The organism is Stenotrophomonas sp. Iso1, assembly GCF_027497995.1.
GTDB lineage: Bacteria > Pseudomonadota > Gammaproteobacteria > Xanthomonadales > Xanthomonadaceae > Stenotrophomonas.
Genome location: NZ_JAODBT010000004.1, coordinates 79,348 through 104,641, shown reverse-complemented (window position 1 = coordinate 104,641; position 25,294 = coordinate 79,348). Strand labels below are relative to the sequence as shown.

Annotated in this window: 34 protein-coding genes and 1 riboswitch; of the genes, 2 read left to right on the top strand and 32 right to left on the bottom strand. The window is 62.1% G+C overall.

The window, feature by feature from the left end; translation table 11 throughout:
- Window positions 1-87: 87 nt before the first annotated feature.
- Window positions 88-324: riboswitch (cobalamin riboswitch) on the bottom strand.
- A gap of 102 nt (window positions 325-426) precedes the next feature.
- The gene (locus tag PAN08_RS15605) at window positions 427-789 is read right to left on the bottom strand and encodes an SMR family transporter (RefSeq protein WP_269792652.1); all 363 of its coding nucleotides are present in this window, start codon (window positions 787-789) and stop codon (window positions 427-429) included.
- A gap of 155 nt (window positions 790-944) precedes the next feature.
- Between PAN08_RS15605 and PAN08_RS15600 the strand changes: the two genes are divergently transcribed.
- Entirely contained in the window at window positions 945-1,292 is a 348-nt protein-coding gene (locus PAN08_RS15600; RefSeq protein ID WP_269792434.1) for a DUF3307 domain-containing protein, read from the top strand.
- Window positions 1,293-2,001: 709 nt separating this feature from the next.
- Here the strand turns inward: PAN08_RS15600 and PAN08_RS15595 are convergent.
- From PAN08_RS15595 to PAN08_RS15535, 13 genes are all read right to left on the bottom strand, one after another.
- The gene (locus tag PAN08_RS15595) at window positions 2,002-2,703 is read right to left on the bottom strand and encodes an Imm52 family immunity protein (protein WP_269792433.1); all 702 of its coding nucleotides are present in this window, start codon (window positions 2,701-2,703) and stop codon (window positions 2,002-2,004) included.
- Window positions 2,700-3,419 (bottom strand): Tox-REase-5 domain-containing protein, encoded by a 720-nt coding sequence (locus PAN08_RS15590; protein ID WP_269792432.1) that lies wholly within the window; start codon window positions 3,417-3,419, stop codon window positions 2,700-2,702. The genes PAN08_RS15595 and PAN08_RS15590 overlap by 4 nt, the downstream gene beginning before the upstream one ends.
- Window position 3,420: 1 nt before the next feature.
- Window positions 3,421-3,774 carry a hypothetical protein gene (locus PAN08_RS15585; RefSeq protein WP_269792431.1) on the bottom strand — a complete coding sequence of 118 codons (354 nt, stop codon included), beginning with the start codon at window positions 3,772-3,774 and terminating at the stop codon, window positions 3,421-3,423.
- Entirely contained in the window at window positions 3,764-4,207 is a 444-nt protein-coding gene (locus tag PAN08_RS15580) for a DUF4123 domain-containing protein (RefSeq protein WP_269792430.1), read from the bottom strand. Before PAN08_RS15580 ends, PAN08_RS15585 begins: the two co-directional genes overlap by 11 nt.
- A 2-nt stretch (window positions 4,208-4,209) precedes the next feature.
- Window positions 4,210-4,620 carry a PAAR domain-containing protein gene (locus PAN08_RS15575; RefSeq protein ID WP_269792429.1) on the bottom strand — a complete coding sequence of 137 codons (411 nt, stop codon included), beginning with the start codon at window positions 4,618-4,620 and terminating at the stop codon, window positions 4,210-4,212.
- A 1,079-nt stretch (window positions 4,621-5,699) separates the two neighbouring features.
- Entirely contained in the window at window positions 5,700-5,921 is a 222-nt protein-coding gene (locus PAN08_RS15570; RefSeq protein WP_269792428.1) for a hypothetical protein, read from the bottom strand.
- Between the two features lie 472 nt (window positions 5,922-6,393).
- The gene (locus PAN08_RS15565) at window positions 6,394-6,564 is read right to left on the bottom strand and encodes a hypothetical protein (protein ID WP_269792427.1); all 171 of its coding nucleotides are present in this window, start codon (window positions 6,562-6,564) and stop codon (window positions 6,394-6,396) included.
- The gene (locus PAN08_RS15560; RefSeq protein ID WP_269792426.1) at window positions 6,557-6,847 is read right to left on the bottom strand and encodes a hypothetical protein; all 291 of its coding nucleotides are present in this window, start codon (window positions 6,845-6,847) and stop codon (window positions 6,557-6,559) included. The genes PAN08_RS15565 and PAN08_RS15560 overlap by 8 nt, the downstream gene beginning before the upstream one ends.
- The gene (locus PAN08_RS15555) at window positions 6,840-7,256 is read right to left on the bottom strand and encodes a hypothetical protein (RefSeq protein ID WP_269792425.1); all 417 of its coding nucleotides are present in this window, start codon (window positions 7,254-7,256) and stop codon (window positions 6,840-6,842) included. Before PAN08_RS15555 ends, PAN08_RS15560 begins: the two co-directional genes overlap by 8 nt.
- 81 nt (window positions 7,257-7,337) lie before the next feature.
- Window positions 7,338-10,034 carry a toprim domain-containing protein gene (locus PAN08_RS15550; RefSeq protein WP_269792424.1) on the bottom strand — a complete coding sequence of 899 codons (2,697 nt, stop codon included), beginning with the start codon at window positions 10,032-10,034 and terminating at the stop codon, window positions 7,338-7,340.
- A gap of 13 nt (window positions 10,035-10,047) precedes the next feature.
- Entirely contained in the window at window positions 10,048-10,230 is a 183-nt protein-coding gene (locus tag PAN08_RS15545; protein WP_269792423.1) for a hypothetical protein, read from the bottom strand.
- On the bottom strand, window positions 10,227-10,508 hold the full coding sequence (locus PAN08_RS15540) for a hypothetical protein (RefSeq protein WP_269792422.1): 282 nt from the start codon (window positions 10,506-10,508) through the stop codon (window positions 10,227-10,229). Before PAN08_RS15540 ends, PAN08_RS15545 begins: the two co-directional genes overlap by 4 nt.
- Window positions 10,509-10,526: 18 nt before the next feature.
- Complete coding sequence (locus tag PAN08_RS15535) at window positions 10,527-10,838, bottom strand: ogr/Delta-like zinc finger family protein (RefSeq protein WP_269792651.1); 312 nt, start codon at window positions 10,836-10,838, stop codon at window positions 10,527-10,529.
- A 305-nt stretch (window positions 10,839-11,143) separates the two neighbouring features.
- Here PAN08_RS15535 and PAN08_RS15530 point away from each other — a divergent pair, with 305 nt between their 5' ends.
- Window positions 11,144-11,596, top strand: coding sequence for a helix-turn-helix transcriptional regulator (locus PAN08_RS15530; protein ID WP_269792421.1), 453 nt, complete (start codon window positions 11,144-11,146; stop codon window positions 11,594-11,596).
- An 84-nt stretch (window positions 11,597-11,680) separates the two neighbouring features.
- Here PAN08_RS15530 and PAN08_RS15525 read toward each other — a convergent pair whose 3' ends face one another.
- From PAN08_RS15525 to PAN08_RS15440, 18 genes are all read right to left on the bottom strand, one after another.
- The gene (locus PAN08_RS15525) at window positions 11,681-12,679 is read right to left on the bottom strand and encodes a phage late control D family protein (protein ID WP_269792420.1); all 999 of its coding nucleotides are present in this window, start codon (window positions 12,677-12,679) and stop codon (window positions 11,681-11,683) included.
- A complete protein-coding gene (locus tag PAN08_RS15520; protein WP_269792419.1) occupies window positions 12,676-13,074 on the bottom strand; it encodes a phage tail protein in 399 nt (132 codons plus the stop codon). Before PAN08_RS15520 ends, PAN08_RS15525 begins: the two co-directional genes overlap by 4 nt.
- An 11-nt stretch (window positions 13,075-13,085) precedes the next feature.
- Window positions 13,086-15,950: a phage tail tape measure protein gene (locus tag PAN08_RS15515; RefSeq protein ID WP_269792418.1), complete on the bottom strand. Its 2,865-nt coding sequence runs from the start codon at window positions 15,948-15,950 to the stop codon at window positions 13,086-13,088.
- A 22-nt stretch (window positions 15,951-15,972) separates the two neighbouring features.
- Window positions 15,973-16,110, bottom strand: coding sequence for a hypothetical protein (locus tag PAN08_RS15510; RefSeq protein ID WP_269792417.1), 138 nt, complete (start codon window positions 16,108-16,110; stop codon window positions 15,973-15,975).
- Window positions 16,111-16,122: 12 nt separating this feature from the next.
- Window positions 16,123-16,239 (bottom strand): GpE family phage tail protein, encoded by a 117-nt coding sequence (locus tag PAN08_RS15505; RefSeq protein WP_269792416.1) that lies wholly within the window; start codon window positions 16,237-16,239, stop codon window positions 16,123-16,125.
- An 8-nt stretch (window positions 16,240-16,247) separates the two neighbouring features.
- Window positions 16,248-16,583: a phage tail assembly protein gene (locus tag PAN08_RS15500; RefSeq protein ID WP_269792415.1), complete on the bottom strand. Its 336-nt coding sequence runs from the start codon at window positions 16,581-16,583 to the stop codon at window positions 16,248-16,250.
- A 51-nt stretch (window positions 16,584-16,634) separates the two neighbouring features.
- Window positions 16,635-17,144 carry a phage major tail tube protein gene (locus PAN08_RS15495; RefSeq protein ID WP_269792414.1) on the bottom strand — a complete coding sequence of 170 codons (510 nt, stop codon included), beginning with the start codon at window positions 17,142-17,144 and terminating at the stop codon, window positions 16,635-16,637.
- 11 nt (window positions 17,145-17,155) lie between these two features.
- Window positions 17,156-18,322: a phage tail sheath protein gene (locus PAN08_RS15490; protein WP_269792413.1), complete on the bottom strand. Its 1,167-nt coding sequence runs from the start codon at window positions 18,320-18,322 to the stop codon at window positions 17,156-17,158.
- Window positions 18,323-18,339: 17 nt separating this feature from the next.
- Complete coding sequence (locus PAN08_RS15485) at window positions 18,340-18,696, bottom strand: GPW/gp25 family protein (protein ID WP_269792412.1); 357 nt, start codon at window positions 18,694-18,696, stop codon at window positions 18,340-18,342.
- A 122-nt stretch (window positions 18,697-18,818) separates the two neighbouring features.
- The gene (locus PAN08_RS15480; protein ID WP_269792411.1) at window positions 18,819-19,388 is read right to left on the bottom strand and encodes a phage baseplate assembly protein V; all 570 of its coding nucleotides are present in this window, start codon (window positions 19,386-19,388) and stop codon (window positions 18,819-18,821) included.
- Window positions 19,385-19,981, bottom strand: a complete 597-nt coding sequence (locus PAN08_RS15475) for a hypothetical protein (RefSeq protein WP_269792410.1) — start codon at window positions 19,979-19,981, stop codon at window positions 19,385-19,387. The genes PAN08_RS15480 and PAN08_RS15475 overlap by 4 nt, the downstream gene beginning before the upstream one ends.
- Window positions 19,982-19,991: 10 nt before the next feature.
- Window positions 19,992-21,560, bottom strand: coding sequence for a phage tail protein (locus tag PAN08_RS15470; protein WP_269792409.1), 1,569 nt, complete (start codon window positions 21,558-21,560; stop codon window positions 19,992-19,994).
- A 4-nt stretch (window positions 21,561-21,564) separates the two neighbouring features.
- Window positions 21,565-22,119 carry a phage tail protein I gene (locus PAN08_RS15465; protein WP_269792408.1) on the bottom strand — a complete coding sequence of 185 codons (555 nt, stop codon included), beginning with the start codon at window positions 22,117-22,119 and terminating at the stop codon, window positions 21,565-21,567.
- Window positions 22,112-23,104, bottom strand: coding sequence for a baseplate J/gp47 family protein (locus PAN08_RS15460; protein WP_269792407.1), 993 nt, complete (start codon window positions 23,102-23,104; stop codon window positions 22,112-22,114). The genes PAN08_RS15465 and PAN08_RS15460 overlap by 8 nt, the downstream gene beginning before the upstream one ends.
- 81 nt (window positions 23,105-23,185) lie before the next feature.
- On the bottom strand, window positions 23,186-23,653 hold the full coding sequence (locus tag PAN08_RS15455; protein WP_269792406.1) for a phage virion morphogenesis protein: 468 nt from the start codon (window positions 23,651-23,653) through the stop codon (window positions 23,186-23,188).
- The gene (locus tag PAN08_RS15450; RefSeq protein ID WP_269792405.1) at window positions 23,650-24,135 is read right to left on the bottom strand and encodes a phage tail protein; all 486 of its coding nucleotides are present in this window, start codon (window positions 24,133-24,135) and stop codon (window positions 23,650-23,652) included. The genes PAN08_RS15455 and PAN08_RS15450 overlap by 4 nt, the downstream gene beginning before the upstream one ends.
- Entirely contained in the window at window positions 24,132-24,656 is a 525-nt protein-coding gene (locus PAN08_RS15445) for a hypothetical protein (protein WP_332840112.1), read from the bottom strand. Before PAN08_RS15445 ends, PAN08_RS15450 begins: the two co-directional genes overlap by 4 nt.
- A complete protein-coding gene (locus PAN08_RS15440; protein WP_269792404.1) occupies window positions 24,656-25,294 on the bottom strand; it encodes a glycoside hydrolase family 19 protein in 639 nt (212 codons plus the stop codon). Before PAN08_RS15440 ends, PAN08_RS15445 begins: the two co-directional genes overlap by 1 nt.

The window sequence follows — 25,294 nt, the reverse complement described above, 5'->3', positions numbered from 1 at the left end:
TGGCGTGGACACGGAGCGCCGCCCCGCGCATGGGCAGGGACAGCGCCGGCCGCCTCCCCGCGGAGACTCCAGGTCGAAACAGGGGACGGCAGGTCCCCCGGCCGAGGCCGGTATTCGGGCTGTTGGACGCGGGCACGATTGCGCCCACCTACTGGCCGTCGCTTCCCGGGCGTTGGCCCAGTGCTGATGACGGCGGTCGTTTCCATTCACCGCTGCGGGGCAGCTCCGGAATGACAGGCCTTGCGGCCGGCTTCACCGGATTCCCGTTTAAATTCATCCCTTCATGCGGATAGAGGGATAAATACCTTTGGCGCGCACAAAATAGGCCGGGACGCGTGGGAGGTCAAGGGTGGGGAGCGGGGAGTGAGGAATCGCGGATGAAGCAAAGAACATCCAACACCTCTGCCTGCCGTTCCCCGCGCCACATCAATGCGCTGTGGAGCGTGAGAACACGTTGATCACCACCACGCCGGCGCAGATCAGGCCGATGCCGACCAACGCCGGCAGGTCCAGCTTCTGCTTGAACACGAACAGGCCGATCAACGAGATCAGCACGATGCCAACGCCGGACCAGATGGCATAGGCAATGCCGGTGGGCACGGTCTTCATCACTATCGACAACAACCAGAAGCACACGCCGTAGCCCAGCATTGAGCCCAACGTCGGCCACAAGCGGGTCATGCCGTCGGAGGCTTTCAACAGCGAGGTGGCAAGGACTTCCAGGGCGATGGCACAGGCCAGCAATGCGTAAGCGTTCATGAGTAGGGACAGGCAGTAGCGGCGCGAAATGCGCACATGGATTCTACGTTGCAGGCCTGCGGGACAAGGCTCGGCGATCCAGTCGAAGGTGCGCTTTCTGTAAGTCGCGACCCCCACAAATGGCACCTTCACGACGGCCTGCCATTAGTGCCAGACTCGGCCCCTCACCTGACATCCATCTGCTGATGACCTCTTACGAGTTGCTCCAGATGTTCGTGTTGTTGCTGGTCGCCCATGCCTTGGCCGACTACCCGTTGCAGGGCGAGTTTCTGGCCAAGGCCAAGAGTCGCTTCGTGCCGGTGCCGGGGGTGCCGTGGTACCAGGCTTTGGGTGCGCATGCGGTGATTCATGGTGGTGCGGTGGCGTGGATCACCGGCAGCCTGGTGCTGGGTGCACTGGAGGTGATCTGCCACATGCTGATCGACGACCTCAAATGCGGCCATCGCATCGGCTATAACGCCGACCAGTTGTTGCATGTGGCGTGCAAGGTGCTGTGGATCGCGTTGATCGTGCTTTTCCCGGAGCTGCCCTGAGCTGAGCCGGCGGCCAGTCCGGCAATGGTTCAGGCGCTTCGTTTACGCTTGGCAACCCTCAAACATGCGCCGGTGCCGCCCTCCAGGCCGCCGGGTACGATCCAGCGCCCATGATTCCGTCGTCCACTTCCGCCCGTTATGACGCCTCCCTGCGCCTGTCCGTCGCCCGCTGATGGACTGGATGGACATCCAGGTATTTCGGGGCTTTCGATGGCGGTGGTACGAATTTGGCGCAGCTTGCTCTTGGCTTGGGCGCCTTCAGTTGAAGAGGCTGGGGATGGTCGAGACCCAAGTCACCAAATCAGCGAGCCTCATAGCAAGAGTTAGCCCAATGTTTGTAAGCGTCAGGAGGCGTGTGGCCCTGGCCGACCAGTTGGACGAAGGCGACGCGAGCGCTGGTGGGGTTGCGGGCGGCGGAGCGTATTGGATGAAGGTGATGTTGTCCCCAATGATGTAGACGTTATTGTCATCAGCCGTGTTTGTGGTTGTTACTTTTTGATTTCGTTCGTTTATTTTATTTTCCATACGGATATCCTTTTTTTATCCGTACCTATTTATAGCTGGAAGAAATTGGCGAGCCGAAATCGTAGGGCTCCAAAGAGAAGGGCCGCCTCACAGGCGGCCCTTCTATCGTGATCGTCAAGCGACGCCGGCCTTATACGTCCCCGCTCCTGAGGCCTGGCTACTCAAGGGGAAAGCCAGCGTCGGCTCAAAACGAAGGATCGGTGACGGCGAGCAACCCCAGGTCACACATGTCCATCTCGATCTGATTGGCACGCTTGATGTGGGCCTTGTTTGCCAGATCAAATGGCTCGTCAACGGCGACGATGATCGAGCCGCCTTCGGCAGGAATGATCCTGGCGGCCAGCGGCAATTGCTCCATCGTGACCACCTGGGGAACGTAGGCCATCCAGCCCAGGCATTGGCGGTGCGGGAAAGTGGCGTACTTGGACTTGTAGTACTGGAACTCCCCATCCACTTTGTCGTACACGTCGGCAAATGCAAACGTGGTTTCCCGTTCACTTTCAAGCATTGCAAGCATGATGTCGGCAACCCACTGTGTAGGGTTTACTAGGACTTGGTCAGGACGGTACAGGTCCACGGTCATATACCCTAGTTCAGGGTTGTAATCGATTTCGATCAGTCCGGGCTGGCGGCTTTTCCTGTCGTCGCTGGCCACGGCTGCACTAAATGATTGCAATCCCATCAGAGCGGACCGCTCACGCAGCCTCTGCACAACAGCGTCCTCTTGCTCAAACGGAATTTGCTTTTGCTTGGGGGTGTTGACCCCGCAGAACCATTCGTAGTTTCCAGGTATGCGCTGAAGTGCCATATAAAGTTGGCGATAAGCGCTGCCAAAGTCGCTCTTGATGTGCTCGCTGATCTTGAAGCGGATTATGATGCTGATCATGCTTGGACAACCTGCAGAATGTAGGGGGTGTGGACGCAAACAACTGGCTGTGGAATGCTGGCGGCAGCCCATTTATAGACTTCAATCTGCATAAAATGCCATTGCAGTTTTGCTTGAGGCATGGCAGTGCTAATGACCGTAATCTGCCGGCCGGCCTCCTCAATCATGCCGGGAAACACGAATCGCTTTGGGAAACCTAGGTTAGGCAGTCCATCATCTGGGGACAGAAACTGTGCGTAACGCCCCTTAGCGTCTACCACTGTGCATTGCGCCCTCCAGAATCCGTCGAAGTACACACCGCCGTACAACCATTCTGTGAGATTCAGTTGCTCTGCATTGGGCTGCGGCTCGCCCTTGATGGCCAACCATGCTCGTCCGGCTAGTGATGTGTCGAAATCAGTGACCGGCAAGCCTGTGTTCTTGTCGCAATAGGTGAAGCGCTCTGGCCCTGCGTTCATGTTGGCGATCTGCAACTGATAGTCCCCGTTGACTTTATTCTGGCGGCGCACTGCCCGGCGCGGCACTGCCGGTGCCAACGCGCCTTGGTCCAACTTGCACTGATTGCATTGGGTCTCGTCCTTGGTGTTGGAGCAGTCACCTTCTTTGGCGACATCACGGGGGATGACCGCTACCCCGCGACGAACCCTTACGCGCGGAAGCACCTGCTTCAGCACTTGCCCAAGGCCGCGTATTCCGATTGGAATTGCTGCTCCCATATCAATCACTCCAGTTCGTTTGTGCCAGCAGAACCGCCAGAACATCTTCGGCAGCAAGGCTTGGATCAGTGGCAGCCTTGATCCTCAGCTGCATGCCTGGCTCGGTGCGTAGGGCACCATTGGACGTGGCGTCCAGCCTCACCCAGCGCACCAACGTGGGAATGCGGGTGATGTGCAGGTCGTAGGTGGCGACGTCGTAGGAGGCACGCACGGCCTCAAGCAGTTGCGCGTCGGTCATCCCTGCCACGTCCTGCGCCATGTCGCGACGGATTTCGTTCGTAATGCGCAGCGTGAATTCATTCGGATCGGGGAGGCGCAGCAGGGCTTCCTGTTGCGCAGTCAGCTCAATTGGCATTGCGGCTATACCTTCCTACCTGCGTTGACCACTCGTGAAACGGCGCCAGCAGGCACGCGCTTTGCACTGGGGTGAGAATGCGCTGCAGACGTTTCATGACGCGCGGATCGTAGAAGCGGAGCAAGGCCGCCGTTCCGTCGGCAAGCCGCAGTTCCAACTGCTCCTGCAGGTGAGAAAATACGCTGTTGAACGACTGTTCCGTCACCAGTTGGGTGACACAGGGAACGCGTGCTCCCGTCCCTTCCAGAGCATTCAGCCACCCATGGAGGGGATTGCCATCGCCTAGTTGCACCAGCCACGGACCTACATCGGCATGCGCCTGTTCCGGCTGCCCATCGAACAGTGAACGATGCGGCATGCCCTCCGCATAAAATCGAAGGGTTCGGGCCGCGCCGGGACGCACGCCGCAATCAACAATCAGATATCGGTTCATGATCAGCGCCCCAGGAATGCGGTGCCCTTCTGGGCAGCGGCCAGAAGACACTCCTCACAGACCGCGCTCGTGATGTCGGGTGGCGGCGTGGGTGGTGTATGGACAGCAAAGACAGCAGGATTTGCAGCACCGCTGCCTGCCGCCGCAGCGTTCTCGATGAAGGCCAGACGCTGCTTGCCGGAGAGCAACGTACAGCCGCAAGCCAGGCTATCTCCGTGGCGGGCGACAGGTTGACCATCGATCAGGAGCGTGTGGTCCCCGCTCACGATCGGAAATATTCCTTTGTGCCTGGGACAGGTGGCTCTGTCACCCACGCGGGCAACCGGCTTTCCCTCGATGTTGGTCTGCGATGTACCGGTGATGACGTTGCCACCGCCCGTCGTACAGTCGCCGACAACAATCAGCATGCGCATTGTCTACTCCTTGACGTTGGCCGCCCGAAAGTTAGCTACGCGTTGATGCGCGGGCAAGCCTATGAGCGGATGTGCCCCAGATCCTGTGAGGTTTCGCTTGCACAAATGCGGTTGAAACGATGGGAGCATTGCACGTCTTGCATGGAAAGGCCGGGAGGGCCTGCCCTGCAACTGGCGCATACGGCCCCTTTGGTGCCGCGCATCGCGCTTCCGACATGACTCCTTCGTCGGCTAGCCGTGACATTTTCGACGGGCCTAACGCCAGGGTAGAAAGTTGGCGAATCCGCATGGAATTCGCACTTCACCCCCGGCGCGCGCACTCGTGTCCCCGCCTGCTCGAACAGCTTGCGAAGCAGTTGGCGTCCACCTTCCCAGATATCAAAATTCTGGCGGATGGATTGAACAACCCTGGCCCGGCAACGTGGCTGCATAAATACACCCATGGAGGTACAGCGCAACTTGTGAGGCGCCCTTTAGGGTGGACCTTGGAAGAGATTCTGCTTCTGCTTACTCGCGCAGATACATTTGCAATTGTGGCGGCTGCACATGAGGAGGTAATCGAAACGAATGCGGATCTCTCCGCGTATGCATTTGGGCGCTGTGACGATCTAGGTGTGGTGCTCTCTCCTGGTGTACCGCCGCGCGCGTCCATGTCAGCCATTTCGCGTTCGATGCGGTCGGCCCATGTCTTGGCGGCGGTCTTGGTAGGGAACGTCCGGCTCTGTGTCGTGTGGCCCTTACGGCGCACAATGGCGCGCCATTTGCCGTTGCGTGATTGGAGAGTTGCCATCGCTGTACCGGTCCTTGGTGTACCAGGTCATTCTTGGTACGCGGTTGGTACAGATGAATGGGAAATGCCGAAAAGGCGGGCGTTATCGGGCACTTTAAGGTGCGGATTGTTAGAGTAAGTGCATGAAAGAATGGAATTTAAGCGGAATTCGTCTGTGCGTGGCCCCGATGATGGACTGGATCGACAGTTGGATCTATCAATGCTTTCAAGGGCGCGGGTACACGTATGGCACTGGTGCCGATGTCCAGACAAAAGGGCCACCCTCGCGGGTGGCCCTTTTGTTTCGTAGTTATGCGGCGCTGGCTTTTCGCTGGCCATCCCACCATTCCGCCACGTCCCTAGTGTCGTAGATGTCCCCTGTTCGAGGGGGAAGCAGGCCGGCGCAGTGCTTGTTGGCCATCGTCTTGATCTTGGTATCGGGGAAGTAAGTGGCCCGGAGTTGCTCGGTGGTCATGGTCGGCCCGAACTGCCCATACAGCAGCCAGAACGTTCCGAATCCGTGGCGGCTCACGACACTACTCCTGCCAAGCGAAGCCCAAGCTGCACCACGTTGCTGTTACCTGCTGGCCGGGCGTCCAGCTGCGGATGGATCCCGTGCTGCTTGTGCCAATGGGCCCATGCTAGGTCGAACGTCGCGCATTTGGGGGTGCGGCTGCACCGGCATTCGATGAAATGGCCCCCGCGCGACTCGATGCGGCGCCCATCGAGCATGTAGCGCGGATGGTGGCCTGCAGGGCAGGCAGGGAGGGGGCGTGACGGTGTCCGTTGCTGCTGGGTCATACGTCCTCCTTGATTTCCACTTTGTAGTAGCTGTGACCGCCGCAACGAGGGCAGATCATCGGATACGCGCCGTTCTTGTCGAGCTTGCCGCGTGGCCGCTCGGATTCCATATGCACGTTCCGGCATCGGGTGCATTGGCATTTGATGTCATCCATGGCACACCATGCCGCCGGCATGGTCATTGCTACTGCGACGTTCGAGGTTCATGCAGCACCCCCGGCACGCACAGCCATGCGGCCACTGCGGCGCTTGATGGTGATCTGGCCAACGGCAAGGCCTGTGTGGTTCACAGCGGGCTTCCGAGTCAGCGTGAGGTAGGTGATCAGAGAGCCACCGGCGGCGGGTGCCAGCGCGAGCAGGGCGAGTTCAAACACGGGTCACCTCCTGACGGGACTTCGCCTGTGCGGGGCGCACGCCGATGCCGGCGAGCGCGGCATCGATGTGCAGCAAGTTCGTGCCCAGCAGCCGCGTCGCACGCTGCGCGTAGGCCTCACTGTTGGACAGGTACAAGTACCCGCTGCGCTGCAACCCTTCGCCCTGCAGCTGCACGTCGTCCAGATCCATTACGTGTTGAAGGCCGATGCATCTGGCGATTTCCTTGCCGTAGCGCGTTTTGCCGCTGGCCACGGGGCCAAAAAGGACGACTGACTTAGCCATGGACCACCTCCTGCTGTGCTTGAGCAATGGCCGCGAGTGCGGCGGGCGTTGCCGCGCGGGGCAGCATGTTGGCCACCTCGCAGGGGAACGGCAGGCGGTCGAGCAGGTCGGACAGCTCGCGCCCAAGACAGTTGGCCAGCGGCCGGAACGTTACCGGCCCTTCTACGCGCCACCAGCCCTTGCCCGGGCCGCTACGGCGCTTCCAGCGCTGCAGCACCACGACGCCCCGGCCCATAGCCAGATCGGCGCAGAACGTCACCTGGTCGTGCGTGACGTGCATGGTGATGGTGGCCTCGGCGACGGTGCGGCTGACGCTGCCGGGCACCGTGGTAGCCTCGGCACCGGTTCCGGTGGTCGGTACCGGCGAGGGTGTAGCGGGGGCGGACATCTGCCCGTTCGTCTGTTGCATGACTCTTCTCCTGAGCTTCGTTGGGAAGGCCCTTGGGGTGGTGTTGACGCACCACCCGCCGGAACCACTGTTGCGGTGTTGCTACTTCTTCTTGAACGTCCAGCACTTCACCGTCGCTGGCTTATTGAAATCGACTGATCGGATCGCGCTGTTCACAGCCACGTTGCTGCCGATGAACTTATGACGCCGGGATTCGGGCAGGAGCTTGCGCAGCGTGTTGAGGTCCGGCGTCGCTTGGCCGTGGCGCGCCGCTGCTGCCATGAACTCGTTGAGGTTGATGGAGATGGTGTCGTCGGTGCGGGAGTGATTGAGCAGCCGACGATCACTGCCATGGAGGCCGTCGATGTACTCAAACGTTTCCCAGAACTCGTTGACCATCGGGTGATCGGCACTTATGGCCAGCTGCCGTTCCATCGCCATGCCTCGCAGCGCCTTCCGCGTCTGCTCAACCATGTGCGGCGGCAGGTCAACGACCAGGCCGAGACAATCCAGCAGTGCAAGCATCTGGGCATGGTTCTTGATGACACGTTCCAGCCGCAGTTCGGTTTCTTCGCGCAGGCTGGCTTCGTATGCCCGCACGCCGGTCGCGAACATCTCCATCACCTTGGATTCGGCGCGAACGGCTTTGATCAGGAAGTGACTCAGATCTTCGACCTGCAGCGCGTTGAGGTTGTCAGCTGCAATACGGCTTTCGGTGGTGACCTTCGGCTTCTTGAAATGCAGCTTCACGATGCGCGTTAGGATCGCCTCACTGGCGTCTACCGGGGCGTTCTGGCTGATCACGATAGTGCCCCGGAATGGCGGTTCGTATGTGTCGTTGCTGGCGTTGCGCACGCCACGGACAGCAAGGGTGCCGCCACCGAAGTAGTCCTTCAGTTCGTCCCACTCGAACGACTTCGCATGCGTACCCGGGCTGTCGCGGTCAGCTTCCAGCAACACCACGGGCATGCCGGATATTTGCCCCATGCCGCGAGCGCGGCCGGCCTTCGATGACTTGGCGGGGTCGAAGCCCTCGTAGTCGCAGCGGGCCAGTAGCTTCCACAAGAACGTGAGCAGCGTGGTCTTGCCGGCGCCGGCCTCACCCGTCGCTTCGAGGAAGGGGAACGACTTGTGAGCCGCGCGGATCTGATTGGCAAACAGTGAGCCGAACCAATAGGTCAGGGCAACGATGCCGTGCGTTCCAAAGCACAGCCACAGCCACGGCAGCCAATCGGTGCGGTACGCCTCGGCGTCACGCTGGATGTCCAGGCGAATCGACTTCTGCGTCGTCTTCAAACGCAGCTTGTTGAACTCAAAATAGTCCTCTGAGTTGGCTTGGCGGATCTCGCCGTTCTGCACCGCAATGTCGCCAAAGATGTAGGCGCCGTGTTCCGGGCTGTACCCAACGAAATCCACGGTATTCACGGTCTTGATGTTGAACAGCTGGTCTTTCATTACCTGCAGCAGCTGAGAGCCTGTGCCATCAAACATGGCGCCGGGGGCAATGTGGCCCAGCCGGTCGCGGAAGGTGGGGGCGTTGTACGCCTGCGACGACGTAAAGGTTCCCGTGGCGCTGGGGCCGTCGTGCGGCATGTCCACGCGGAAGTAGTAGTAGGCTTCGTCCGTTGCTGCATGGCTCTGGAAGTACAGCGCCTGCGGGTAGCAGTTGGCGATCTCACGCACGGAGCAGCACGCGCGGCGGATCTTCTCCGCCTCGGCCGGATCTAGATCTTCATCAGCGTCTTCCTTGCGCGTCGCGTGCTCGCGGCACAGCTTGTCGAAGCGGTCGCTGTCGAAGTCGAACCAGTACAGGCGCGAACGGAAAGCCAGGTGGAACTGCCGTCGCTCGGTCTTGCCGAACATGAGCAGGCCCTTTTCCACCGCTGACTTGGCCAGCAGCAGATCGCCCTGATAGCGGGCTTCAGCAATATCAGCGTGCCACTGCTCTTCGCTGGAATCCGATGCCAGCGCACGCAGGTGCAAATCGTTCCAGTCGGTTTTAGTGCCATCGCGCTGTGGGATCTGCGCGGCCTTGCACCTGAAGCCCAACTTCTCGGCACGGGCAGCGTGTTTCGCCGTGTACGCACGGGCGCCCGGTTCGTTGTCCAGCGCCCAAACGAGCGTAGGCAGATCGCCCAGCCGCGCGTTCTTGAGTTCGACCAACGACTCTTCCGGGTAGGCATTGCTGGACATGCCTGAGACGGCAGCGATGTCGTGTTCCATCAGGGCGATGGCGTCGAAGATGCCCTCGGTTATCCAAATCTCTTTGGCCGTGCGCAGCTCGGTGGCCACGCTCGGCGCCATCCACCAAACGCCGGCATAGCTCTGGCCCGGTGCGAATCGGGCCTTCTGCTTGCCGAAGCGGTGCGGCCGGTCGATCAACCGTTCCCACCAACCGCCTTTGACCAGCGCGAAGCGAACCGTAGCGGTGCCCTGCTGGATCTTCCGGTCGTAGTAACTGTCCTGCGCGTACAGGCCGCTCAGGGACGCCAGTGAGAAGCCGCGAGCGGTCTGCAGGTACGCATCCGCCGCAGCATTGGGCTGCTGCTGTGTCTGCGGATGCTGCTTGCTGTAGTCATCGAACAGATCGTCGTACAGATCCTTCACGCGCACTTCGTGGCCGCACTTCGCCTGCCGGCCGCAGCGGAGCACCCACGGCGTTCTGAAGTTCGTGTACAGCTCTTTCTTCGAGCATTGGGGGCACTTGCCACCGCGCATGTAATCGGTCTGGCTACGGTGTTTAAGCCCGTACTGCTGCTCGATGCGTGTCAGTACCTGCTGGCGAATATCTTCTTGCATTACGGCAACCTGATCAGCGGGCGGAAGGAGACGGGATTGCGATGACCTGGCCACCTGCAGCCTTGAAGGCTTCCACGTCGTTGCGGATGGCTTCGGCCTCGGCGGCCTTTACTGCCGGATGCGTGGGCACGTAGCCCGTAGGCCCTGCAACGAACGACACCTGTTGCGCGGTCTTCCAACTGGCGTCACTGCTCATTTCTGTGATTCCTCGTAGAAGAACCGGCCGTGCTCGATCAAGGCGGTGCCTCGGTCGGTGAGTTCGAGTTCACGATCGCGTCCGGTGCGGACGCGGAGCAGTTGGTGGCGGATGAGGTGCATGACGGGGAGCGCGCCGAACGTCAGGGCGGTGGTTTCCGCTGGGACACTGCGGCCAACGTAGCCGGGCTGCAGGGCAATCAGCCCCTGACACTCAGAAGCAAATTTCAGACAAAGCTGCGCCGTTGGCGGCAGTGCCGCCAATTCGATCAAAGGCATTGGGGAAACCTCAGTTGTTCAGTTCAAGGGCTGGCTATCGAAGATGTCCAGCTGGTCTCTGTTCTGTGCTGCTCGCATCGAACGCTCATGCACTGCGCGTTGATATGAGGGGGTAGGGGGTAGGTCACTAGCCGGCGCGTTGGGAACGCCGCTGGGGCTTGCGATGCCGGTAATTTCCGTGTGGCCCGAGTAGCTGGCCGAGCACAACGGGTTGGAACACACATACACGTCTTGACGCAGGTGCTTATGCAGGAGGCTGCTATCGCGCTTCACCAAGCGCGAGCGGCACGCCTCGCAATGAAATACGGCCTTTCCGCTGGCGAGCGTCATAGACATGCAGAACCCTCAGCGGCTGACTTTCGGAAGCGTGCCGATCTTTAGGCCGAGCAACACCGCAGCGCGGTGTGACTCGCCTCGCGTTCCCTTCTGTCGCCCGTTGAGGACTTGGTGGACGGTGGAATCGAGTAGGTCGTGACGGCGGGCAAAGTCCGCAACGGATTCACCACGATTAGCGAACTCTTCTCGTACCTGAGCGGCCGTTTTCGGCTGCATGGATTTGTTTGCGTTCATGCGTAATAGTGCGAAGCTGTTTAACTTGATACGGATGTTGCTCCCGATTGGGAGCATTGTCAACAATGGAAATCACTCAAATGGAAGAAATGGGCGCGCGTCTCAAGGAAGAGCGAATCCGATTGGGCATGAATCAAGATGAGATGGCGGCACTAGCCGGCATGAAACGCATGGCTCAGTTGAGATACGAGAAGGGCGAGCGCTCGCCCGATGGGCTTTTCTTCGCGGCCGCTGCACGTGCTGGCGTTGATGTGCAGTACGTGATCACCGGCATCAGGGAAGGTTCTATGGATGCTGCAGAAGCCGAATTGCTGGCGCGTTTTCGCGCGACTTCGGGAGAGCTTCGCGCCGCCGCGTTGGCCGTACTCACTGCGGGGCCTGCGGTGCCCGGTGGTCAGTCGGTCAAGTTTGGCGGCGACAACCTGGGCCAAGTTATGAGTGGTGAAATTACTCAGGGCGATGTGACGTTCAATGTGGGATCGCGTGGTACACGCACCCGCAGGAAACCATCGAAATAAACATTGGTCAGCTGGTTGTGGTTGACGGCCGAAATAGCGGCCATGCGGGGCATGCCTGAAGTATGCGCGGCCGTTATCGATTGACTACGTTGGGCTGTGTTCAAGTTCCAGCGCGGTTGTAAACCCGCTGTTGGGGTCGATTGAATGCGTGGCCTTTGCTACCAGCCAGCCCGTCCCGTCGATTTCGTTCTTGAATCCGCTCAACGTCAGCGTTTGCTCGGGTGAAATGTCAGCGCGGCCGAGCGCCAGCGTGTAATTCATGGTGGCGGTACCGCGTTCCAATCGCTTGAACTCCGCATCGGCATGTTGACGGGCCTCCTGCTCTGTTGCGTAGGTGGCCTGCAGCTTCTTCTCGTTCTCGGCGGTGCCCACCAACACGGCCTTTCGTCGTGCTGCGTTTCGATCACCCCAGTACGCGCGGACGCCCGAGTATTTCTCCCGATCCGCCACGGTGTAGCGGTGCTGGTCGCCTGACTCTCGTGTGATCTGAGTCGCTGGTAGCTCGGCACCGCTGGGAGTCGTTCCGGAACCGATAGGCGAGAAGATCAACGTGCCTGCCTTGACGGTGGCCACCGCATCGAAGCGCTTGCCCAAGCGCGTCAGCAGATTGATGTCGCTTTCGTTGGCTTGATCCAGATGCGGCACGGGAACACTCGCCATGCCTGCCGCGATGGCCACCTTCAACGAATGCTCATTGGCAATCGTGCCAAGGATCGCGCCTAGCGTTGTGTCATGCCAGCTGCGCTCCTTGCGGCTGCGCACGGCGCCCGTGAGGTCAGCACTACGGGCGCGGATCGTGATGACGTCCGGTGGCCCGCTGTGCTCCACGTCGTCCACCACGAACGTGCCCTTGTTGAAAAGACTGCGGTCTTCCCAGCCGAGCGATACCTGCAGGGTGACGCCACGACGCGGCAATGCCATGCGCCCGTCGTTGTCGCGGATCTGGATGTCCAACTGGTCGGCTTCATCGCCTCGACATTCGGTGAGGGTCAGCGAGTCCAAGCGCGGGGCAAAGCGTGCGGTGAGATCCTGCCCGTCCATCGTGACGCGCCAAGCGGGGATGGGATACGGAACGGCCCTCATGCAGCCACCTCGGCGTTGTTGTCTTCGTCGCGCTCCAACTGCAACTGGAATTCGATCAGGCGCGGCGTGCCGTCGCTGAAGAACTCCTTGCGCGTCTCGGCCAGGCTGACCAGCACATAGCCGCCGTAGACGCGGCCCGTACCCTCGACCAGCGCCTGCGGCTTGCCTTGGTTGGCCAGCTCGCGCAGGTCATCGAGCACGTCCAGGTTGTCCGTCAGCTCGGCGCTGATGAGGCCCTGCAGGGTGATGGTGTCCTCGCCCGGTCCCACGTACTGACGGGCGGGGCGGGCCCCCACGCGGGCGCTGCTGGCGTGGCGCCAGTCCATTTGCCGCTGCAGCGAATCGTAGGCAGCGGTGGACAGGGCGAATACGAATGTTCCGAAGCTCATCATCATGGTGGTGGTGCTCAGTCTGCGAGGCGCGATTGGCGGCGCGATGCGCGCTCGCGCTCGATGGCTTCGATCTGCCGGCGAACTTCACGCGCGATGTCCTGCGCGCTGTCGCCGGGCTGCGTGTGGATGTGGAACTCGTAGGTAGCGGCGCCTGTGCTGCCCGCTGTGGCCTGTGCGGCACTGGCGGCCATCAATGGCGCACCTGCGGCCATGGCGGGCGCTGTGGCCGCTGTGAGGGCGATTCCTGCACCTGCCTTCCGCATGCGTTCGCCCAGGCTCATCACGCGCTGCAGGGGCGCATCGGCGCTGCGGTTCAAGCCGTTGGCCAGCCCCTGCATGGTGAAGTCGCCGAACTGGGCGAACACGCGGGACGGGCTGTGGATTCCCAGCACGCCCTTGAACTGATCGATGATGGATCCGGCCAGCGACATCACGATGCCGCGCACGTTGGCCTGCATGCCCAAGATGCCGTTGATCAGCCCGGTGATCATGTCGATGCCGGCCTGCCACATCTTCGCCGGCCAGCCGCTCAGGATCTGATTCACGCCTTCCCACATGGCTGTCAGGCCCGCAGTGATGCGGCCACCGTTGAGGGTGAAAATGCCGGCGATCAGATCCCAAGCGCCCTTGAGGTAGGTCCACGCGCCGCCCATCGTGTTTCGGATGATCGGCATGATGGTCTCGAAAGCACCCACCAGCAGCTTGATGGCCGCGACGGCAATTTTCAGGTTCGTGGACATCACGCCGGCAAGCATCTGGCCGAAACCACGGCCAGCGTTGCCAGCACCTTCCAACTGCTCAGTGGTTGCCTCGAATGGGGCGAACAGCTTCTTCACCCATGCCCAGGCTTTACCCATGGCATCGGACACCAGGTTCCATACTGGCGCCAGCGGCTGCAGCGCAGTGACCAGCTCATCGAAGATCGGCCGCATGACATCGAGGATGCCTTCCCACATCCCGAGCATGAACGCCTTGATCGGCCCCCAGTACTTCCAGACCAGCACCGCGACCAGCGCGATGGCGGCGCCGATGGCAAGCACCGGCGCGCTGATACCGCCCAGCACCGGCAGCAGCATGCGGCCAGCGTTGAGCAGCATTGGGAAGGCCCGACCGCCGACAGATAGCACCTGCTTGACCAACTGGCCAAAGCCGCCACCGCCGCTCAGAAGCAGCACAGCCTTATGGATCTGCGTCAGTGCCATAGCCCCGACGCCGCCGACCACCAGCAGGCCACCCAGCACGGTGACCAGGGCGGTGCCGGCGATGGTCAGCTTTGCGATGGTGGCCACCAATGCCGGGTTATCGCGGATCCAATCGGTGATCTTTCCAACCACCTGCGCGGTGCGCTCCACCAGCAGTTTGAACTCAGGCAGCAATGTCTGGCCGATGGACTGAGCCGTGACTAGGCTGGTGTTCGTCAGCAGCTGCAGGGCGTTCTCGGACGTGGCCACACGCGCGGTGTATTCGGCGCCCATCGAGCCGCCGTACTTCTGTGCGTCTGTGACCTTGTCGAAGTTGGTTTTCAGCAGTTCCAGATTCGTCAGCAGCGGTGCGATCGCGCCGATGGATTCGCGCCCGAACAGCGCGGTCATGGTCGCGGCCTGCTCATGCTTGGGCAGCTGCTGCAGTTTCTCCAGCACGGACAGGATGGCGCCGCCGGCATCGTCCTGCATAGCCTTGGCCATGGAGCTGGCATTGAGGCCTAGCTTCTTGAAGGACTCGACCTGCCGCTTTGTCGCAGCATCGCCCGCAGCGAGCGTCAGCAACATGTTCTTGATGCCGGTGGCCGACACCTCGGACTCGATGCCCATGCCTGCCACCGTGGCGCCCAGTGCCGCAATGGGGCCGCTGCCCAGTCCGGCAACTTCACCCAAGGCACCAATGCGGTTCACCACCTCGCTGATCTTCTGGACGCTTGCCGGGCCGGAGTTGCCCAGATAGTTGATCTTGTCGGCCAGCACGACCACTTCGTTCTGGCCCATGCGGAACGCGGTGCGCCACGTGGCCATCGTCTGGCCCGCATCTTCGGCGGTGGTGTCGAATGCGACGCCCATCTTTGCCGCGTCTTCGGCAAAGGCCAGCAGCTCCTTGCGCGGGATCGACGCCTGACCAGCAGCGGCAACGATCTTGGCAATGTCGGCCGGCACCATCGGCAGAATGCGCGATAGATCCTCCACGTCGCGGCTCATTTGTGCGAACTGGGCGGGCGTATCGAAGTCCACGACCTTCTTCACGTCAGCCATTGCCGACTCGAAGGTCATGGCTTGCGAAATGGGGAACATTTCCACGCGCAGCGCGCCGGCACCGGCGAAGGCCATGCCGGCGCCATGCGCAGCAGCATTCATGCCAGCGGTGTGGATCCGTTTGCTACGCGCCATCGCTGCGTCCAGCGTGGCAAGGCGCTTGCGCTGGGAATCCATCTGGGCGGTGGTGGCGGCGATGTCAGTGCGCAGCCGCCGCTCATGGCTGCTGAGCTGGCGCGTGCTGACGCCCGCCCCCTCAAGGCGCGAGCGCAGGCGCTGCAGTTCCGTGGCCTGTTGCTGGTGCTGCGATTTGAGCTGGCCGGCGGCGTGCTTGGCCTGCTTGAACTCATTGTTGAGCTTGCGCGATGGCTGGGCCGTGGCGGCGATCTGTGCGGCGAGCTGCCGCACCCGCTCTTGTGCCTGTAGGTGAGCCGCAGCGGTGCCGCGCGTAGCCTGCTGCTGCGCACGGAAGGCGCTTACGTCACGTTGGGCGGCATTGAGTCGGCGAAGGGTGGCCTGCTGCGCCTGCAGCGCCGAGGTCAGGCCTTTGCTGCCGGCCATGATCTTGCGGAATGGGGCGGTGGCTTGGTCGAGTGCCTGCAGGACAACCTGCAGTCGAAGGTTGCCGCCGCTCATGCGACGACAGCCCGGGCATCACTCAGGGAGCGGTGCGTTCCGTATCGGACGGAAGCAAGGCGGCCAGAAAGCGCGCCACGGCGCTGAACGCCCACACCACCGCCGCAAACAGAATTGCCAGTAGTGCCAGGGCGAACAAAGAGAGGATGAACGTTGCCATGGGCGGACTGTATCACTGCTGGGCTCCACTTCTCACACGGGCACGTTCGTGCCACTCGACCAATTCAGGCAGGGACATGGCCGACATCTCGGTCAGGGTGAACCCCAACACGACGGCGATGTCGGCCATTGCGTCCTCTACGCAGGCAGGGATTCCCGCGTCGCCTTGCTCAGAAAAAAAGTAAGCAGCTCGGTGCTGATCGCCACCAGATCAGCCGGGTCGATCTTGGCCACGTCGTGCGGCGTGAGGATCGGTGTGGTGATACGCGGCAGCAAGGTGCTGACGGACGTGACGTCCATCTGAAGCAGATCCATCAGCTTGATGCCGCGCAGGCTGCCCGAGTCGGGCTTGCGCAGGGCAACCTTGTCGATGACCTGGTCACCGCGTTGGATCGGGTGCTCCAACGGCACCACGCCCGGCTGGTACACCTGTTCTTGTGCCGCATCGACTTCGGGCTTCGTGTTCTTGCTCATGCTCTGTTTCTCTCTGCGAAAGGCCCGGCCTCAGTCAGCCGGGCGAGTGGGTTACACGCCGATGGCGCGGCGGTGGGCTTCGAGCAAATCCACACCGTCAACGATGAAGAGCATGCCGACCTGGTCGATCTCGATTTCAACGCGGCCGTTGATCGTCAGCTTGTAGTAGCTGGCCGAGGTCTTGACGCTGAACTCGGTGTCATCACCGACCTTGCCGGTGCCCGGATCAATCTCGCTGTGGCGACCGCGAATAACGATTTCGACGGCATCCACTTCGCCGGTGTCTTCGCGCTGGTACGAGCCGGCGAAGCGCAGCTGCACGGCGTTGTGGCGGATCGCGCCGAACTGGCGCAGCACCTGACGCATCAGCCCGCCACACTTCCACTCGGCCTCGATCAGCTCACTGCCCAGGTCAATGTTGATCGGGCCACCCATGCCGCCGGCGCGGTATTCCTCGAACTTGCGGGAGAGCGTGGGCAGCTTGAATTCGGTGATCTGACCGATGTAGCTCTCGCCGTCGTTGAACAGGTTGAGGTTCTTCAGTTTGCTTGGCAGTGCCATGGCAGGTTCCTTTAGGCGCCGACGCGCGAGGCGAAGTCGGAGAAGTAGCGGTTGGTGATGCGCTGACGCAGCGTGAGGTTTTCCAGCGGCGGCACCGGGGTGTAGTCGTAATCGATGGCCAACTTGCCATCTGCCAGCTGCGTATTGCTGTTGGCGCTTTCGTCGTACCAAGCGGTGGCATCAATGACGTATCCGCCGGCCTTCAGCTCGCGGAACTTGGCGTTGATCGACTCCAAGATGTCTTTGACAATCGACGGGTGCAGCGGCTTATCCGTATAGGTCATCATTGCCTCGGCAATGGTGTCAGCAAGGATCTGCGCAGTACGGGTGGCCGTCTCGAACTCGAACAACGGATCCTCGCTGCAGGTGCGCGATCCCCAGAAGCGGTAACCCTTGGAGCTAATCAGCGTGGTGATCTGGTTGGCATTGAGCAGGCCGGCGTCGGTATCCGGATCCTGCAGATCCCAATGCACGTCGGCGCTGATGCCCGACACGCCCAGGACGGGGACGTTCGAGATGGACTTGTGCCAGCCCTGTTCCTGATCGATCTTCGCGCGTAGGCCTGCTGCACGGGCGGTGGCGAACGTGACCGTACTGGCGTTGGCTGTGATATCCCACGCGAGGAAGTCCGGGTAGATCAGCATCAACTCACGGTCACCGAACTTCTTGCGGTAGACGATCATTTCGGCAATCGACTTGGCCGCGCCCACACCGGCATAGCTGATGGCGCGCAGCTTCTTCGCAACCGCTCCCAACGCGACCGTGACTTCTTCCGAATCCAATCCCGGGGCCACGATGATGCGCGGCTTGACGCCCAACACCGCTTCGGCTGCGAGTAGCGCCTGCAGGCCGGTGCGCTTGCCGTCCTCGATGGTCCCGATGACGTTGCTGATCGTCTCGGCCGGATCGGCACCTTCGGCCACACGCACGATCACGGTCGGGGGATTGGCCTGATCGGAAATGGCTTTCAGTACGCCGGCCAGGGTGCCCTTGGTGCCTGCCTTGGAGATAGCGCCCACCACGTCCGTCAGCAGAACTTGGGTATTGAGCGGGAATGCAGCCTCGTCTGCGTCATCGGCCGTTACGACAGCGCCGACGACGGCGGTGGCCACCGTGCGAATGGGGCGTGCGCCGCCGTTGATCTCGATGACGCGGACGCCGTGATGGTAGATGTCCATCGGGGATTGCTCCTGATTCAGTGGGCGCTTGCGCGCAGGGGGACGGTGATGCGGGCAGGGCCGGCGACGCCGCCTTGCGTCAGTCGGCCTTCGATGACCAGCTCAGCGGCGCCGTTGACGTCGGCACCGGGAAGCGAGAGGCGTGTGACTTGGATGCGCGGCTCCCAACGCATCAATGCCGTTGCAGCCGCACCGAACAGGCGCAGCTTTGTCATCGCATTGAACGGCTGGTCGATCAGCTCGGGAATCAGCGAACCGTAATCGCGGCGCTCGATGCGCGAGCCGATGGGCGTGGTGAGGATGTCGGCGATGGACTGGGCGAGGTGGGCCTCGCCGTCGATTCGCTTGCCGGTGCGCACGTCCATGCCAATCACGGCGCATCACCGTTGGTGGATGCGCGCGCAGCTGCGGCGAAGATGGTCAAGGCATGTTCCATGCCTTCATGGTCGGCGGTGATGCGCCTTGCGCCACTGCCTTTGGCCTGTAAAAGCAGTGCTTACTGAATCTTGGTCACGATGCCTTTAACCACGGTTACTGTCTTTCCGTCTTGGCTACGGAACACACCGCTTGCAGCTGACTCGATGGTGGCTTCTTCGGTGATGCTGACCTTGCCCGTGCAATGCACCTGCGGCGTATCCAGTTCGACAGTCGAAGCGGCGGTGACGGTGGCCGCGTCGCAGTTCACCACAACGCGCCCTTGGCCCACATTGACGGTCAGCGTGGACGTTGCGACATCGAATTCGACCACGGATCCATCGCCGTACACCGTGCGTTCGACGGTTGCCACGTCAGCCGGCGCTGGCTGGGAATCGCTGTAGAGACTACACACGGCGATGGCTTGCCCGATGTCACCTTCAGGGCACAGCAGAACGACCTGTTCGCCGACGGAAGGGGGCGACCAGGTCTTGGCATTGGCGCCGGCGCGCCGCTCGCCCCAGCGGAGCCAATCCGTCTCTATCTCACCGGTGCGTACCCGCACGCGCGGCGGGCTGGTCTGCAAGGCCGTCACGCTGCCGGTGCGGATCAGGTTAGATACCTCTGCCGGCAGTTCCCGTCGCTGGCTCACGCGTCGGCCTCGCCGTGGATGGGCGTGGGATCCGGTTCTGCTGGGGCAGGGGCAAGGATCCACATGCCGTCTGCATCCACGAACACCCATGGGCCGGGCTGATCCCGGGGCGGCGCGATGTCTGTCAGGTGCGGCGGCAGGGCGGTGCCGGCCTCCAACGGTGCGGCGTGTTGCCCGCTGGCTTTCTCGTAGAGCTGGATTGCGCTGTAGTCCGGCACCAGCCCCCATGAGCCGTTGCGCGCATTCCAGGCGTTGCGCTGTGGCGCCCCTGTGGGGATCGGAAGGGGTGGCAGGTGTGTTGCGCCGGCAGCGGGCACTTGGCCGAGTTGCAGATCATTTGCAGCGACTGCAGCGGTGGCCTTGTCCCAGAGCATCCGGCGGCGGTAGTCGGGCACGATCTCCCACGCCTTGCCAGTTGCGTTCAACCGCAACGCTTCGAGTTCAACCGTGGCGCGTTTGGGTTTGGCGAGCACGGTGTTATCCGGCAGCAACCAGCCGCCGTTGCCGTCGCTGTAGACCTTGACGGGCAACACGTACTCGCGTGTGACAGGGTCAAAGGAATGCGCGGTCGTGATCGCAGTTTCTTGTGTCATGGGGGATTCCTTAGAACGCGATGAAGTAGCGCATGCGAATGCCGGCGGGGAGGTTCGCTGCTCCACCATTGGCGTTAACGGTGATGGCATGGGCGTGGTCACCGACAGCGTGAACAGTGATCGCGTGGACATGCACGCCGTTGTAGTTAACGGAAACCGGATGGGAATGAGCCGGTGCCGCTGCGACCGAGATCGTATGGCTGTGACCGCCCGCGCCATTCATGCCGATGTTGTGTGAGTGGTTGCCTGTCGTATTCGTAGTGAGCGTATGCGCGTGGTGTCCGGTCGAGTTGGTGCCGACGCTCCCAGTGTTGTTCTCATGTAAGCCCAAAGAGCTGCCGAACTGGTAGCGCGCGATGAAGCTACCCAGGGTGTGTGCGTGGGCACCGTCGCCTGACGTGTTACCGGAATGGGCGTGGTTGCCCTGTGCATCCGTCCACGCGCTGTGGGTATGGTCGGCGACAGCGGAGGCTGAGGCGCCGTGAGCATGACCGCCGCCGGCGCCACTCGATGCAACATGGTCATGCCATCCTGATTCCGCGCTACTGGACCCGTGGGCATGAGTACCTGCCCCCGCTGAACTGGCGCTATGGTTGTGAGAGATAACCGCACCGACAGTCCGTTGGCCTACTTTGGCGACATCACTGGTGTGGACGGGAACGGTGTCGGCTTCGACGTTTGGAAGATTGAACGTGGTGGTACCGTTGCCTCCGCCGTAGCGCGTTCCAATGGCGGCAAACAGCGCCGGATAGTCGTTGCGAAGTACCTCCCGACCGTCGCATGGCAGCAGGCCGATTGGCGCTGTGATGTTGGCCAGCAACACGACCTGGCCGGGCATGAAGAAGGTGCGCGGAACGTTGGAGAAATTGCGCCAGTCGAGGTAGTGCTCCCCGTGCCGGCCATCGAGCAGGTCGGCGTCGAGGTTGTTGCCATGGCCGGTGTCGACCAGCGCCGCACCCTTGAGTTCGAGGAGGTTCCGCACTGCTGCTGCCGTGGCGGCTGCCAGAATCTTTTTTGCGAAGGCAGTAGGGGCGCCGATGCCGAATCGTTCATTAAGCACAGCCAGCAGATTGCTCGCCGTCAGTGCGCGCCACGTGTCCTTACCGGTGATGGCCTCGGCATCGGTGGCCAGCTCCACGACGCCCTGCACCTCAGTGGTGGCGGGCGGGTTTAGGAACTCGGTACTACCGAACACGATGGATGCCGCGTCGATGTCGGTCAGCATCATGTCAACTGCCAGCAGCATCATCGCTTGGGGGGACTTCTCCAAGATGACGTCGGGCTGGGAGTAGACGCACAGCAGGGTGCCCGTGTCCAAGTACAGTCCGATCCCATACAGGCTGTATTTGTCGTCGCTGTCGTCGCGCATGCTCACATGGATGACATCGCTAGCGACGGCCGAGCCGGCGAACGTGGTCAGACGCTTACGTTCGCCCGGAAGCGTCAGATAGCCGCCTTCGGGGTTGGGGACAAAGGCTTGCTCAGTCACGCCGATCTGCGTCACCAGCACCGACTTGGTGCCGGTGTTCTGCGCGTTGATGATCTCGGCGCGGCCCTCGGGGGTGAATACCACACGCATCAGGTCAAACCTCAGTGGTCAGTTGCAGGCGGCGATAGACAGCCGGACGAATCGCGCCGACTAGGCCGATCTGGCCCTCGAACTCGGCGCCCTGCGTGAATGTGAAATAGGAACGCACCGGCTTGGTGCGGTTCACTTCGGCAATAACGTCCTCGACGTACTTCGCAGACGCTTGAACGCCAGGGCGGCCTGAGAGGATCAGCAACAGTTCGAAGCTGTGTGGCGGCCCGTGCGGTTGTATTTCCCACCACTCGCGGATGACCACGCTGCCGCCGAAGGATTCGATGACGTCACGGACGCTGCCGGCAGTGCCCTTGTGGCGCTGAATATCGATGGCGCTGGCGATGCGCTGGCGTTTGATATGAAGCGGCCACGCGCTGTCCCACGTGTCGAGGGAAAGCTCCCACGCCAGCCATGGAAGGAATTTTTCGGGACAGCGGTATGGATCCTTCAGCAGTGCATGGAGCATGACCATGCGCAGAATCCGCGCCTCTGCCGCTGCCACGGCCCGTTCCAATGCCGAAGCATTCGGGGGAAGCAGAGAAGGCGGACTACTCATCGGTGCCCGCGTGGTTGATCACCACGCTTGTGCAAAAAGCCGCCTGCGTTCGATTGACGACGACGGACGCCGCTGGCGCACGCAGCACCACGCGCTGGACACCTTCGGCGTGCAGGGTGGCGTAGATGGCCGAGAGCGGCACATCGCGACCCAGCCGGTGCGCCTCGCGCTGGAAGTCGGAGAGGCGGCGTCGGGCCTCGTTGATCACGACCTGCGCGTCGGGGCCGTCGAATGTGTAGAGGTCGGCATCAACGGTATAGGGCAGGATCTGGGCCGACGCTACGGTGACGTGGTCGGTCAGGGGGCGGACGTCTTCGCTGGTCAGAGCAGACGTCACCGCTGCAATCACCTCGGGCGATGCGGCGCCGTCGCCTTCGCGAGTCAGCACCGACACGATCACGCTGCCCGGCCACGTGGCCGCGTTAAGCGCCGCCGTCATGGCCGCTACCAGCGCTTCGGCCGCGCCGTGCGTGGCGAGGATCTGCATCACCAGAGCCTTGATGTCATCCGGCTCTGGGCTGGCTGCGCTGGCATCGACTACGCGCGCATCGGCGCCGAGTGTGTGGAAGATGTAGGCGCCCTCCGGGCCGGCAACCGAAAGCCCTTCAGGTGACAACTGGATGCGGCGTCGAAAGGCGACATCATCTTCGTAAACGTCAGCGGTGCCGCTCTGCGGGTCTCCCTTTTCCAGAAGCTGCCGTTGAACGCCGAAGGGCACGGCAAAGTTGTCCAGGTCGGCGCCCTGTGCCGTGGCAAGGAATAGCGCTTTGGCGCGCTGGTTGAATTGGGCACGCAACGTCAGCTCGTTGTAAGCGCCGTTCTGCAACAGCTTGTAGATCGGATCGGATTCGACCAAGGCGTCGAAGTCGGGCATCAGCTGGCGGAAGGTACTCACGCGCTCGCCGAAGATGTCCTCGAAGGATAGCTGCTCGAACACGTCGGGCAGGGGCAGTTTTGAAAGATCGACTGCGGTAAAGGTGGACACGGCGAGGCCTGATCAGGGGATACCTGCAGGCTCGCATCGCGCGCGCGTGGCGTGCGTTGGCGCAGTCCGTAGAACGGTGCCCTACAGCGTTTGATTGCCCAGATGATCGAGAATCAGCTCGTGCACCAACTGCTCATCGGCGGCGCTGAAACCCAACAGCTCGCGGCGGGCGTAGGTGACGCGCGGGCCGCCACGGCTGACGCTGTCGGTGCGGCCTTCTTGATGCACCTGGGCGATGCGTGTCACGCGGCCCATGAAGCCCACGGTCACGTCCTGTGGCGTGGCGCGGATCCGCAGGTGTTTGGCTTGTCGGATCTTGGCGAACATGGCGCGGCGCTTGATGCTGCCGGCCTTCGCACGGCGCGGCGTAGCCGGGCGCCGGGGTGCGTAGGGCGAGCCATCCGGATTCTGCTGTGCGGCGATCCGCTTCTGCTGGCTGCGACGCAGGGCGGTACCGATGGCGCGGCTCAGTCGTGTGCGCTGGGCAGGCTGCAGCTGGCGCAGCAGCGGCCCCGCCCAATCCTCAAGGCGCTGCAGGTCATCGGTCATTCGTTCATGGCCGGTAGTTGACCTACCACCACACCGTCGATGGCGATGTCGCCGCCGCGAAGGATGTCTCCGTGGCCGTCATCGAATAGCGGCTCCGGCGGGAATTCCAGCACCAGAGCACCATTGTCACCGCGCGTGAGGACGACACGCTCGCTCAATGTCAGCTTCAGCGACAGATCCACCAGGTCGCCGGCCAGCACGTCAGCCTCGAAGCCGATTTGCCCGCGCGTAGCGGGGTTGGCCAGCAACTCGGGTTGGTGCCGGGTAAGCCACTGCAGCAGCGGCACCATGATGGCTTCCGGGCCACCGACGAAGTCCGTCACGATCATTTCCAGCTCGTACTGGTACTGGAACGACAGGCTTGGGGCGTAGGTGGCCGCGATGTGGCCCTTGTCGACAAACACAAGCAACCGGTCGGGGTTCTGTTCCAATACAGGACACGCAGCCAGTAGGTGCGCGCGCAGGGCGGCCGGCTTCTTCACCGCTTGCCCTCCTGCTGGGTACGCATAGCAGCGTGCAGCTCGGCGATGTAGCCCTGCAGCCCGACTACCTGTTCGGCGTTGGCGTGACAGGCGGTGTAGTTGTCTGCGACGGTGTCGGCGACGGTAGAGAGCGCAATTCCTGCGGCGGGCGCATCAGGATCTCCGGCGGATCCGGCCAGGTCGGTGCCTTGGGCGGCTGCGTCGTGGATGCGCACGAAGCCAACAGGAACAGGACAGGCAGCATCAGCTTGCGCAGTGACATAGACAGGAACTTCCTTTGTGATGGTCGCGCCGCGCTCACGCACGACTTGCACGCGATCCACGTACTTGGTCACGACCTTGGTTTCAGAACGAGCGAGCTGTAACTGCTGCTCGATAGTGGCCAGCGTGGCCTTGTTGTCTTCATTGATGGCGATGGCCTCGTTCAATGCCTTTTTCGCGCGGCCGATGCGCTGCTGTTGGCACGTGGCTAGGCTGCCGATGGTCAACACCAGCACCAACAGGGCAATGATGCGGTTCATCAGGCAGCCACCCCCAGCACCTGCAGAGCGCGGCGCGTGCGCTCGGTGCGGTCGGCCATGCCATTGGGCGTGCTGCGCGCCTTGGCGCTGCCCAGATTGATGACACGGCTCACAGCCAGCACGTCGCGGCGGTCTGCATAGGCGTTGAGGCCTGCATCCTTCCAGAAGGCGGCAGCGGCCATGGCACCGATCTCCGGCTCGATCAGGAGGGCTGGCTGCTGTTCAAGCGGCTCACCGATCAATTCCCCCATGCGCTGATAGTTGCGGCGTCCCGTGTGCTGCATGGGGCCACGTCCACGGTAGAGGTAGCCGTCGCCGCTGGCTTCGCTCCCGTTGCCATTGCGGTTGGCATAGACGCGGTTGCCGAGTTTCGCCGGCTGCTGCACAAACGCCGCGGCTTCGGTGCTGGCGATGCGGTGGCCGAACACTTCCACCAGGCGCGGGCGGCTGTAGCTGAGAGATTCCTCTACGCGCGACAGACTCAGGCTTTCGTGGCCCACCTGGGCGAGGAAGTGAGCGACGCGCAAGGGCGTGTTGATACCGAAGCGACGCATGGCAGCATTGAGCGGTGCCACCCAGCGCTGGGCTCGGGGCAGTGGGCATTGCATGATCTGGGATAGCTGGATGGCAGTAAGCAT

Excerpts from the sequence above, each read along its gene's own strand:
- PAN08_RS15595 (WP_269792433.1), bottom strand. The coding sequence starts at position 2,703 with ATGATCAGCATCATAATCCGCTTCAAGATCAGCGAGCACATCAAGAGC.
- PAN08_RS15470 (WP_269792409.1), bottom strand. The coding sequence starts at position 21,560 with ATGCGTGTGGTATTCACCCCCGAGGGCCGCGCCGAGATCATCAACGCG.
- PAN08_RS15490 (WP_269792413.1), bottom strand. The coding sequence starts at position 18,322 with ATGGACATCTACCATCACGGCGTCCGCGTCATCGAGATCAACGGCGGC.
- PAN08_RS15515 (WP_269792418.1), bottom strand. The coding sequence starts at position 15,950 with ATGAGCGGCGGCAACCTTCGACTGCAGGTTGTCCTGCAGGCACTCGAC.
- PAN08_RS15475 (WP_269792410.1), bottom strand. The coding sequence starts at position 19,981 with ATGACACAAGAAACTGCGATCACGACCGCGCATTCCTTTGACCCTGTC.
- PAN08_RS15520 (WP_269792419.1), bottom strand. The coding sequence starts at position 13,074 with ATGATGATGAGCTTCGGAACATTCGTATTCGCCCTGTCCACCGCTGCC.
- PAN08_RS15530 (WP_269792421.1), top strand. The coding sequence starts at position 11,144 with ATGGAAATCACTCAAATGGAAGAAATGGGCGCGCGTCTCAAGGAAGAG.
- PAN08_RS15575 (WP_269792429.1), bottom strand. The coding sequence starts at position 4,620 with ATGCGCATGCTGATTGTTGTCGGCGACTGTACGACGGGCGGTGGCAAC.
- PAN08_RS15525 (WP_269792420.1), bottom strand. The coding sequence starts at position 12,679 with ATGAGGGCCGTTCCGTATCCCATCCCCGCTTGGCGCGTCACGATGGAC.
- PAN08_RS15505 (WP_269792416.1), bottom strand. The coding sequence starts at position 16,239 with ATGGCCGACATCGCCGTCGTGTTGGGGTTCACCCTGACCGAGATGTCG.
- PAN08_RS15510 (WP_269792417.1), bottom strand. The coding sequence starts at position 16,110 with ATGGCAACGTTCATCCTCTCTTTGTTCGCCCTGGCACTACTGGCAATT.
- PAN08_RS15495 (WP_269792414.1), bottom strand. The coding sequence starts at position 17,144 with ATGGCACTGCCAAGCAAACTGAAGAACCTCAACCTGTTCAACGACGGC.
- PAN08_RS15500 (WP_269792415.1), bottom strand. The coding sequence starts at position 16,583 with ATGAGCAAGAACACGAAGCCCGAAGTCGATGCGGCACAAGAACAGGTG.
- PAN08_RS15585 (WP_269792431.1), bottom strand. The coding sequence starts at position 3,774 with ATGCCAATTGAGCTGACTGCGCAACAGGAAGCCCTGCTGCGCCTCCCC.
- PAN08_RS15465 (WP_269792408.1), bottom strand. The coding sequence starts at position 22,119 with ATGAGTAGTCCGCCTTCTCTGCTTCCCCCGAATGCTTCGGCATTGGAA.
- PAN08_RS15540 (WP_269792422.1), bottom strand. The coding sequence starts at position 10,508 with ATGCCTTTGATCGAATTGGCGGCACTGCCGCCAACGGCGCAGCTTTGT.
- PAN08_RS15550 (WP_269792424.1), bottom strand. The coding sequence starts at position 10,034 with ATGCAAGAAGATATTCGCCAGCAGGTACTGACACGCATCGAGCAGCAG.
- PAN08_RS15455 (WP_269792406.1), bottom strand. The coding sequence starts at position 23,653 with ATGACCGATGACCTGCAGCGCCTTGAGGATTGGGCGGGGCCGCTGCTG.
- PAN08_RS15445 (WP_332840112.1), bottom strand. The coding sequence starts at position 24,656 with ATGAACCGCATCATTGCCCTGTTGGTGCTGGTGTTGACCATCGGCAGC.
- PAN08_RS15545 (WP_269792423.1), bottom strand. The coding sequence starts at position 10,230 with ATGAGCAGTGACGCCAGTTGGAAGACCGCGCAACAGGTGTCGTTCGTT.
- PAN08_RS15440 (WP_269792404.1), bottom strand. The coding sequence starts at position 25,294 with ATGCTTACTGCCATCCAGCTATCCCAGATCATGCAATGCCCACTGCCC.
- PAN08_RS15560 (WP_269792426.1), bottom strand. The coding sequence starts at position 6,847 with ATGGCTAAGTCAGTCGTCCTTTTTGGCCCCGTGGCCAGCGGCAAAACG.
- PAN08_RS15600 (WP_269792434.1), top strand. The coding sequence starts at position 945 with ATGACCTCTTACGAGTTGCTCCAGATGTTCGTGTTGTTGCTGGTCGCC.
- PAN08_RS15535 (WP_269792651.1), bottom strand. The coding sequence starts at position 10,838 with ATGACGCTCGCCAGCGGAAAGGCCGTATTTCATTGCGAGGCGTGCCGC.
- PAN08_RS15580 (WP_269792430.1), bottom strand. The coding sequence starts at position 4,207 with ATGAACCGATATCTGATTGTTGATTGCGGCGTGCGTCCCGGCGCGGCC.
- PAN08_RS15555 (WP_269792425.1), bottom strand. The coding sequence starts at position 7,256 with ATGCAACAGACGAACGGGCAGATGTCCGCCCCCGCTACACCCTCGCCG.
- PAN08_RS15590 (WP_269792432.1), bottom strand. The coding sequence starts at position 3,419 with ATGGGAGCAGCAATTCCAATCGGAATACGCGGCCTTGGGCAAGTGCTG.